This window comes from Streptomyces sp. 8P21H-1, assembly GCF_013302945.1.
On the sequence record NZ_JABTYA010000191.1, the window covers coordinates 1 to 8,985 of the forward strand.

The window sequence follows — 8,985 nt, forward strand, 5'->3', positions numbered from 1 at the left end:
TGCCCCGTGCGGGTCCATGAGGGTTGCTCGCGCCGTTCCCCCGCGCCCCTGACAGGGCCCGGCCCCGATGCCCCGTGCGGGTCCATGGGCGCTGGGCGCGCCGTTCCCCGCGCCCCCCTGACGGGGCCGGCCCTCCGAATGCCCCGTGCGGGTCCATGAGGGTTGCTCGCGCCGTTCCCCGCGCTCCTGACAGGGCCCAGCCCCGATGCCCCGTGCGGGTCCGTGAGGGCTGGGCGCGCCGTTCCCCGCGCCCCTGGCGGGGGCTCCCCGTGGGGAGCCGTCGGCAGGGGTGTACAGCCGCTACGCGCGTAGATATGCTCGGGTGGTGACCATGCCCATCACTGCATCCTCCGCAGCCCACGCACTCACGGACGTGACCGCTTCAGACAGCTCGCTGCGCCGTTTCCTCCACGGGCTGCCCGGCGTCGACACGGTCGGCCTGGAGGCGCGTGCCGCCTCGCTCGGCACCCGGTCCGTCAAGACCACCGCGAAGGCGTACGCGATCGACCTCGCCATCTCGATGGTCGACCTGACGACGCTGGAAGGCGCGGACACCCCCGGCAAGGTCCGGGCGCTCGGCGCCAAGGCCGTCCACCCGGACCCCACGGACCGTGCGACCCCGTCGACGGCCGCCGTCTGCGTCTACCCCGACATGGTGGCCACCGCGAAGGAGGCCGTCGCCGGCTCGGGGGTGAAGGTCGCCTCCGTAGCGACCGCCTTCCCGGCCGGCCGCGCCGCGCTCGACGTGAAGCTGGCCGACGTGCGGGACGCCGTCGCCGCGGGCGCCGACGAGATCGACATGGTCATCGACCGCGGGGCGTTCCTGGCGGGCAGGTACCTGAAGGTGTACGAGGAGATCACCGCCGTGAAGGAGGCCTCGGGCGCCGCCCGTCTGAAGGTCATCTTCGAGACCGGCGAGCTGTCGACGTACGACAACATCCGGCGGGCGAGCTGGCTCGGCATGCTGGCGGGCGCGGACTTCATCAAGACCTCGACGGGTAAGGTCGCGGTCAACGCGACGCCCGCGAACACCCTCCTCATGCTGGAGGCCGTCCGCGACTTCCGCGCGCAGACCGGGGTCCAGGTCGGGGTGAAGCCCGCCGGCGGCATCCGCACCACGAAGGACGCCGTCAAGTTCCTGGTGCTGGTCAACGAGACCGCGGGCGAGGACTGGCTGGACAACCACTGGTTCCGCTTCGGCGCGTCCTCGCTCCTGAACGACCTGCTGATGCAGCGCCAGAAGCTGACCACCGGCCGCTATTCCGGCCCCGACTACGTGACGGTGGACTGATCCATCATGGCTTCCGCATTCGAGTACGCACCGGCACCCGAGTCCCGCTCGGTCGTCGACATCGCCCCGTCGTACGGGCTCTTCATCGACGGTGAGTTCACCGGCGCCGCCGACGGCAAGGTCTTCAAGACGGTCAGCCCGAGCACCGAGGAGGTCCTCTCCGAGGTCGCCCGGGCGGGTACCGAGGACGTCGACCGGGCCGTGGGCGCCGCCCGCAGGGCCTTCGTGAAGTGGTCCGCGCTGCCCGGCTCCGAGCGCGCCAAGTACCTGTTCCGCATCGCCCGGATCATCCAGGAGCGCAGCCGCGAACTGGCCGTCCTGGAGACGCTGGACAACGGAAAGCCCATCAAGGAGACGCGGGACGCCGACCTGCCCCTGGTGGCCGCGCACTTCTTCTACTACGCCGGCTGGGCGGACAAGCTCGACCACGCCGGCCTCGGCAGGAACCCGCGCCCGCTGGGCGTCGCGGGCCAGGTCATCCCCTGGAACTTTCCGCTCCTGATGCTGGCGTGGAAGATCGCCCCGGCGCTCGCGACCGGCAACACGGTCGTCCTCAAGCCCGCCGAGACCACTCCCCTGTCCGCCCTGTTCTTCGCGGACATCTGCCGTCAGGCGGGCCTGCCGCGGGGCGTCGTCAACATCCTCCCGGGCTACGGCGACGCGGGCGCGGCGCTCGTCGCGCACCCGGACGTGAACAAGGTGGCCTTCACCGGTTCCACCGCGGTCGGCAAGGCCATCGCGCGCCAGGTCGCGGGCACGAGGAAGAAGGTCACCCTCGAACTGGGCGGCAAGGGCGCGAACATCGTCTTCGACGACGCCCCGATCGACCAGGCCGTCGAGGGCATCGTCACGGGCATCTTCTTCAACCAGGGCCAGGTCTGCTGCGCGGGCTCCCGCCTGCTGGTCCAGGAGTCGGTCCACGACGAGCTGCTGGACTCCCTGAAGCGCAGGCTCTCGACCCTGCGCCTGGGCGACCCGCTCGACAAGAACACCGACATCGGCGCGATCAACTCCGCCGAGCAGCTCTCGCGCATCACCACGCTCGTCGAGCAGGGCGAGGCCGAGGGTGCGCAGCGCTGGTCCCCGCCCTGCGAACTGCCGTCGGCCGGCTACTGGTTCGCCCCGACGCTGTTCACGAACGTCACCCAGGCGCACACGGTCGCCCGCGACGAGATCTTCGGCCCGGTCCTGTCCGTCCTCACCTTCCGCACCCCGGACGAGGCGGTCGCGAAGGCCAACAACACCCAGTACGGCCTCTCCGCGGGCATCTGGACCGAGAAGGGGTCCCGGATCCTGGCGGTCGCGAACAAGCTGCGCGCGGGCGTCGTCTGGGCCAACACGTTCAACAAGTTCGACCCGACCTCGCCGTTCGGCGGTTACAAGGAGTCGGGTCACGGCCGCGAGGGCGGTCGCCACGGCCTGGAGGCGTACCTCGATGTCTGACAAGCCGAAGAAGGCGCACAAGGGCGGGAAGAAGGACGACGGGGCCGGGGGCGCCGGGCCCCGGCGGCTGCGCGTCCTCAAGACCTACAAGCTGTACGTCGGCGGGAAGTTCCCGCGTTCCGAGAGCGGCCGGGTGTACGAGGTGACCACAGCACCATCAGCCGCTGACGCGGCGGGCAAGGGCACATGGCTGGCCAACGCGCCGCGTGCGAGCCGCAAGGACGCCCGTGACGCGGTCGTCGCCGCCCGCAAGGCGTTCGGCGGCTGGTCCGGCGCGACCGCGTACAACCGCGGCCAGATCCTCTACCGCGTCGCGGAGATGCTGGAGGGCCGCACGCACCAGTTCGTCCACGAGGTCGCCGACGCCGAGGGACTGTCGAAGGCGAAGGCCGCCGAGCAGGTCGAGGCCGCGATCGACCGCTGGGTCTGGTACGCGGGCTGGACCGACAAGATCGCCCAGGTGGTCGGTGGCGGCAACCCGGTGGCCGGTCCGTTCTTCAACCTCTCCACCCCCGAGCCGACGGGCGTGGTCGCGGTCCTCGCCCCCCAGGAGTCGTCCTTCCTGGGCCTGGTCTCGGTGATCGCCCCGGTGATCGCGACCGGCAACACGGCGGTCGTGATCGCGAGCGAGCGGTCCCCGCTCCCGGCGCTTTCGCTGGGCGAGGTGCTGGCGACCTCCGACCTGCCGGGCGGCGTGGTCAACATCCTGACCGGCGGGACGGCGGAGATCGCGGCTCCGCTGGCCGCGCACCAGGACGTCAACGCGATCGACCTGGCGGGCGCCGACGAGGCGCTCGCGAAGGAACTGGAGATCGCGGCCGCGGACAACCTCAAGCGGGTCGTCCGTCCACAGGCTGTGGATCATCTCGCCACGCCGGGCATCGAGCGCCTCACGGCCTTCCTGGAGACGAAGACGGTCTGGCACCCGACGGGCGCACTGGGCGCGTCCGGCTCGTCGTACTGACGCCCCCGGGACTGTCCACGGCCGGCTCTCAGGGCTTCCGACGACCGGGGAGCCGCGTCCCCTCCGTCCGGAGGCGGCGCGGCTCCCTCTCGCCGCCGGCACCCGGAGGGCCGGCCGTACGGCTCAGGCGCCCAGCAGTTCCGTCGCCTCACCCACCACCGGGACGCTGCCCAGCGACGGGGCCTGCGCGACCGGTCGCGTCAGCATGGTCGTCGCCAGCGGCGGGAAGTCGGCCACCTGCGTGCCGAGTCCGTTGTCCAGCGGGTCGACGCCCGTACCGGCCAGCGGGTTGGGCTTCAGGCCCGCGACCGGGCCGGTCACGTACCCCACGATCCCGGTCGTCGCCTGGAGACCGGCCTGCGGGTCGATCTTCCCCAGCGAGGTCGGCCGCTTGCTGATCGGCTCCAGTACGGGATCGGTGTCCGCCGCCGCCGACGCGGCGGCCGCGCCCACCGCGATCCCCGCGCCCGTGAGGGCCAGCAACGCGCGCCGGACGGTCGGGGCCCCGCGCCGGACGATCGGGGTCTTGGGGGCCGAATGTCGTGCCATGACTGCTGCCGCCTTCTGCTGCGCAAGGTAATGAGGTCGACACACAGGGTAGTTGACGTGTGACACACACTCCAAAGACGACCCGCGGGCTCGGCCGGGGGCGGATGATGCCGCACACTGGTGTCTCGTGAGTTCCCCACCCCTGAATTCCGCGACAACCGCGCGCGTCGTACTGCTGTGCGGCCCCTCCGGCTCCGGCAAGTCCCTCCTCGCGGCCCGCTCCGGCCTTCCGGTGCTGCGGCTCGACGACTTCTACAAGGAGGGCGACGACCCGACGCTGCCGCAGGTGGCGGGGAGCCCGGACATCGACTGGGACCATCCGCTGTCCTGGGACGCGGACGCGGCCGTCGCCGCGATAGCGCGGCTGTGCGGAACGGGGCGTACGGACGTTCCCGTGTACGACATCTCCCTGAGCGCGCGGACCGGTTCGGAGACCGTCGACTTCGGGGGCGCGCCGGTCTTCATCGCCGAGGGCATCTTCGCCGCGGAGATCGTGCAGCGGTGCCGGGAGGCGGGGATGCTGGCCGACGCGCTGTGTCTCAGCCGGGGAGCCCTGACCACGTTCCGGCGGCGGTTCCTGCGGGATCTGCGCGAGGGCCGCAAATCCGTGCCGTTCCTCCTCCGGCGGGGGTGGCGGCTGATGCGGGACGAGCGGTCGATCGTGTCCCGGCAGACCTCGCTCGGAGCGTACGCGTGCGGGCGGGAGGAGGCTCTGGAACGGCTGGCCGTCGCCGCGGAGCGCTCCGCGCGGGAGGTCGTGGACGTCGTGGACGAGGTGCGGGTGCGTGGGGGCCGGTCGCGCAGTTCCCCGCGCCCCTAGGGGCGCGCGACCCGTACACGGGTGCGCGCAGAGAGCGGGAAGCAGGAAGAGGAAGCAGGAAGAGCGGGATCGGACGGCCCCCCGGCCCTCCGGTCCCGCTCTCCCTCTTGGTCCCCCGTGGTCCCCCGTGACCCCGTGGTTCCCCCCGGGTGTTACTCCCCCGGGCCGTCCGCCGCCTCCCCCGAAGTGACGGACTTCCCCGTGCGGTCCGCCGCCTCCCCCCGGGACGACGAACCTTTTCCTGCCGTTCGTCGCCTCCCCCGAAGTGACGAACTTCTTTCCCGATGTCCGCCGTCTCCCCCGAGGTGACGGACATCCCCCCACAGCCTTCAGGCGACGAGCTCCCCGAAGGACTCCTCCTCGTCACGGCCGAAGCTGAGGACGTCGTCCTCGCGCAGCCGGCGGAGCGACCGCCAGATGCTCGACTTGACCGTGCCGACACTGATGTCGAGGATCTCCGCGATCTCCGGGTCCGTGCGGCCCTCGTAGTACCGGAGGACCAGCATCGTGCGCTGGAGTTCGGGGAGCCGGGCGAGCGCCTGCCACAGGACCGCGCGCAGTTCGGTGCCGCGCATCGCGTCCGTGTCGCCGGCTGTCTCCGGCAGCTCCTCGGTCGGGTATTCGTTCAGCTTGCGGCGGCGCCACGCGCTGATGTGCAGATTGGTCATGGTGCGGCGGAGGTAGCCCCCGACCGCGGCCTTGTCACTGATGCGGTCCCATGCCCGGTACGTCGAGAACAGGGCGCTCTGCAGCAGGTCCTCGGCCTCGAAGCGGTCACCGGTCAGGTGGTAGGCGGTCGCGTACAGGGAGGCGCGGCGCTCCTGGACGTAGGCGGTGAACGCCGCTTCGGCGTCCACCGTCCCCGCCCCCGGGCGACGCTCCCCCGTGGCCTCCCCGTACGCCGTCCCGGTCCCCCCGTGGACGGCCCCCGTGCCGCTTCCCCCCGTACGTGCGTCAACCACCGTCATGTACGACCCGGTGTGCTGACGCCCGGTGCCGCGAGCGCACCCCCGCCCGCTCACGGCACCGGACTTCTCGGTGCTCCTCGTGACGTCGTGGAGCCGCGTGACAACTGCGCCAGTGCTGGTGCTGTGCAGCGTGTTCATCTCGCGCCCCCCGTCGTTGAGTTCCGGTTCTCCGGTACTTCGGATACTTCGCTGTGGTGCTTCCCTGCCTGTGACCAGAAGCTTGCCGGGGGCACTTCATGACGGTGTCCCCCGACTGTCACAGGCCTGTCACAGGGGCCGGAACGGGCACTTCAGGGGCTGGTCACGCGGCAACTCCGCACGGTCACGGGCCCGGTACGCACGGTGCTCGCCCGGCGCTCATCCGGTGTCCGTCCGCACTCGTCCGGTGCGTGTCCGGCGTGTTCCCGGCGCACTCCCGGCACGCACTTGTAGGGGGGACGTGTGAGGGAGCGGCCCAACAGTCGATACCCGCCCATGTCATGGGACAGAATGACGTCCGTGCCTTCCCTGTTGCTGATCGAGGACGACGACGCCATCCGGACGGCCCTGGAGCTCTCACTGACGCGCCAGGGCCACCGGGTGGCCACCGCTGCCACCGGCGAGGACGGTCTGAAGCTGTTGCGCGAGCAGCGGCCGGATCTGATCGTCCTCGACGTGATGCTGCCAGGCATCGACGGATTCGAGGTGTGCCGGCGCATCCGGCGGACCGACCAGCTGCCGATCATCCTGCTGACCGCGCGCAGCGACGACATCGACGTGGTGGTCGGGCTGGAGTCCGGGGCCGACGACTACGTGGTGAAACCCGTGCAGGGGCGGGTGCTCGACGCCCGCATCCGGGCCGTGCTGCGGCGCGGCGAGCGCGAGGCGAACGACTCGGCGACGTTCGGCTCGCTGGTGATCGACCGTGCGGCGATGACCGTGACGAAGAACGGCGAGGACCTGCAGCTGACGCCCACCGAGCTGCGGCTGCTGCTCGAACTGAGCAGGCGGCCCGGGCAGGCGCTGTCCAGACAGCAGTTGCTGCGGCTGGTGTGGGAGCACGACTACCTCGGCGACTCGCGGCTCGTCGACGCGTGCGTGCAGCGGCTGCGCGCGAAGGTGGAGGACGTGCCGTCCTCGCCGACACTGATCCGTACCGTGCGCGGAGTCGGCTACCGGCTGGACAACCCTCAGTGACCAAACCGCAGGACAAGCTCCGCGGCTGGGCCGCGGCCCGCAGGACGGTCATGGCGGGGCTGCGCTTCACGAGTCTGCGGCTGCGGCTGGTCGTGGTGTTCGGGCTGGTCGCGCTCACCGCCGCCGTGTCGGCGTCCGGGATCGCGTACTGGCTCAACCGCGAGGCCGTGCTGACCCGTACGCAGGACGCGGTGCTGGGCGACTTCCAGCAGGCGATGCAGACCCGCGCCAGCACCCTGCGGCGCCACCCCACCCAGGGGGAACTGCAGCGCGCCGCGGGGCAGATGGCGAACAGCAGCCAGCGCTTCAGCGTGCTGCTGATCGCCGAGGACGAGAACGGCAGGACCGTCCGCGGCAACTCCGACCTGGACACCTTCACTCTGGCGGACGTACCGCGGTCCCTCCAGAAGGCCGTGAACAAGGAACAGAAGATCTCCTCGAACAACAAGTACGCGTACCACCTGTACTGGCAGCGGACCGTGCAGGACGACACGCCGTACCTGGTGGGCGGCGCGAAGGTGATCGGCGGCGGGCCGACCGGGTACATGCTCAAGTCGCTGGAGCCGGAGGCCAAGGACCTCAACTCGCTCGCCTGGTCGCTGGGGATCGCGACCGGGCTCGCGCTGATCGGCTCGGCGCTGCTGGCGCAGGCGGCCGCGACGACCGTGCTGAAGCCGGTGCACCGGCTGGGCATCGCCGCCCGGCGGCTCGGCGAGGGCAAGCTGGACACCCGGCTGCGGGTGTCGGGCACGGACGAACTCGCCGACCTGTCACGGACGTTCAACCGCACGGCGGAGGCGCTGGAGAAACGGGTCGCGGACATGAGCGCGCGCGACGAGGCGTCCCGGCGCTTCGTGGCGGACATGTCGCACGAGCTGCGGACGCCGCTGACCGCCATCACGGCGGTGACCGAGGTGCTGGAGGAGGAGCTCGACGCCGAGACCGGCAGCGTGGACCCGATGATCGAGCCCGCGGTGCGGCTCGTCGTCAGCGAGACCCGGCGGCTGAACACCCTCGTGGAGAACCTGATGGAGGTCACCCGCTTCGACGCGGGCACCGCCCGGCTGGTCTCCGACACCGTCGACATCGCCGACCAGATCACGGCGTGCATCGACGCGCGCGCCTGGCTGGACGCGGTGGAGCTGAACGCCCGGCGCGGCATCATGGCGCACGTCGACCCGCGCCGCCTGGACGTCATCCTGGCGAACCTGATCGGCAACGCCCTCAAGCACGGCGGCTCCCCGGTGTGCGTGCGGGTGCGGGAGGAGGGCGCCGACCTGGTGATCGAGGTCCAGGACCACGGCCCCGGCATCCCCGAGGACGTCCTGCCGCACGTCTTCGACCGCTTCTACAAGGCGAGCGCCTCCCGGCCGCGTTCGGAGGGCAGCGGGCTCGGTCTGTCCATCGCCCTGGAGAACGCCCACATCCACGGCGGCGAGATCACCGCCTGGAACTCGCCGAAGGGCGGCGCGGTCTTCGCCCTGCGGCTGCCGCGCGACGCCGGTGAGCCGCAGGAGGCGGGGAACGCCGGTTCGGGGGACACGGGCCGGGCGGACCGGTCCGGCGGCGACAACGACAGCAGCAACATCGGCGCCGACACCGACACCGGCACCGGCACCGGCACCGGCCGCACCGAGGGGGGCGCGTGATGTCCGCGCGGGACATACGGGGTGCGCGGGACGCTCAGGATGCCCGGGATGCCCGGCGCGTCCGGGACACCTGGGGCATACGCGGGGCGCGTGCGGCCCGGCTGGCGCTCGCCGTGCCGCTGCTC

8 protein-coding genes are annotated in these 8,985 nt (G+C 71.6%); 6 read left to right on the forward strand and 2 right to left on the reverse strand.

Annotated elements, in window-relative coordinates:
- Positions 1-331 precede the first annotated feature (331 nt).
- From deoC to HO151_RS03240, 3 genes are read left to right on the forward strand one after another with little or no spacing between them, the layout of a single operon-like run.
- Positions 332-1,291: a deoxyribose-phosphate aldolase gene (deoC, locus tag HO151_RS03230; RefSeq protein ID WP_173894603.1), complete on the forward strand. Its 960-nt coding sequence runs from the start codon at positions 332-334 to the stop codon at positions 1,289-1,291.
- A gap of 6 nt (positions 1,292-1,297) precedes the next feature.
- A complete protein-coding gene (locus tag HO151_RS03235) occupies positions 1,298-2,734 on the forward strand; it encodes an aldehyde dehydrogenase family protein (RefSeq protein WP_173894604.1) in 1,437 nt (478 codons plus the stop codon).
- Positions 2,727-3,698, forward strand: a complete 972-nt coding sequence (locus HO151_RS03240) for an aldehyde dehydrogenase family protein (RefSeq protein WP_254594675.1) — start codon at positions 2,727-2,729, stop codon at positions 3,696-3,698. Before HO151_RS03235 ends, HO151_RS03240 begins: the two co-directional genes overlap by 8 nt.
- 123 nt (positions 3,699-3,821) lie before the next feature.
- Here HO151_RS03240 and HO151_RS03245 read toward each other — a convergent pair whose 3' ends face one another.
- Positions 3,822-4,247, reverse strand: coding sequence for a hypothetical protein (locus HO151_RS03245; protein WP_173894605.1), 426 nt, complete (start codon positions 4,245-4,247; stop codon positions 3,822-3,824).
- Between the two features lie 127 nt (positions 4,248-4,374).
- Between HO151_RS03245 and HO151_RS03250 the strand changes: the two genes are divergently transcribed.
- On the forward strand, positions 4,375-5,067 hold the full coding sequence (locus tag HO151_RS03250; RefSeq protein ID WP_368039406.1) for a uridine kinase: 693 nt from the start codon (positions 4,375-4,377) through the stop codon (positions 5,065-5,067).
- 329 nt (positions 5,068-5,396) lie between these two features.
- On the opposite strand, the gene HO151_RS03255 is transcribed toward HO151_RS03250, so the two are convergent.
- Positions 5,397-6,173, reverse strand: coding sequence for a SigE family RNA polymerase sigma factor (locus HO151_RS03255; protein WP_173894606.1), 777 nt, complete (start codon positions 6,171-6,173; stop codon positions 5,397-5,399).
- Between the two features lie 360 nt (positions 6,174-6,533).
- Here HO151_RS03255 and afsQ1 point away from each other — a divergent pair, with 360 nt between their 5' ends.
- Positions 6,534-7,211, forward strand: coding sequence for a two-component system response regulator AfsQ1 (afsQ1, locus tag HO151_RS03260; protein ID WP_099505496.1), 678 nt, complete (start codon positions 6,534-6,536; stop codon positions 7,209-7,211).
- A gap of 50 nt (positions 7,212-7,261) precedes the next feature.
- Positions 7,262-8,860, forward strand: coding sequence for a HAMP domain-containing sensor histidine kinase (locus tag HO151_RS03265; protein ID WP_173894608.1), 1,599 nt, complete (start codon positions 7,262-7,264; stop codon positions 8,858-8,860).
- Positions 8,861-8,985 lie beyond the last annotated feature (125 nt).

Excerpts from the sequence above, each read along its gene's own strand:
- deoC (WP_173894603.1), top strand. The coding sequence starts at position 332 with ATGCCCATCACTGCATCCTCCGCAGCCCACGCACTCACGGACGTGACC.
- HO151_RS03235 (WP_173894604.1), top strand. The coding sequence starts at position 1,298 with ATGGCTTCCGCATTCGAGTACGCACCGGCACCCGAGTCCCGCTCGGTC.
- HO151_RS03240 (WP_254594675.1), top strand. The coding sequence starts at position 2,727 with ATGTCTGACAAGCCGAAGAAGGCGCACAAGGGCGGGAAGAAGGACGAC.
- HO151_RS03245 (WP_173894605.1), bottom strand. The coding sequence starts at position 4,247 with ATGGCACGACATTCGGCCCCCAAGACCCCGATCGTCCGGCGCGGGGCC.
- HO151_RS03255 (WP_173894606.1), bottom strand. The coding sequence starts at position 6,173 with ATGAACACGCTGCACAGCACCAGCACTGGCGCAGTTGTCACGCGGCTC.
- HO151_RS03265 (WP_173894608.1), top strand. The coding sequence starts at position 7,262 with ATGGCGGGGCTGCGCTTCACGAGTCTGCGGCTGCGGCTGGTCGTGGTG.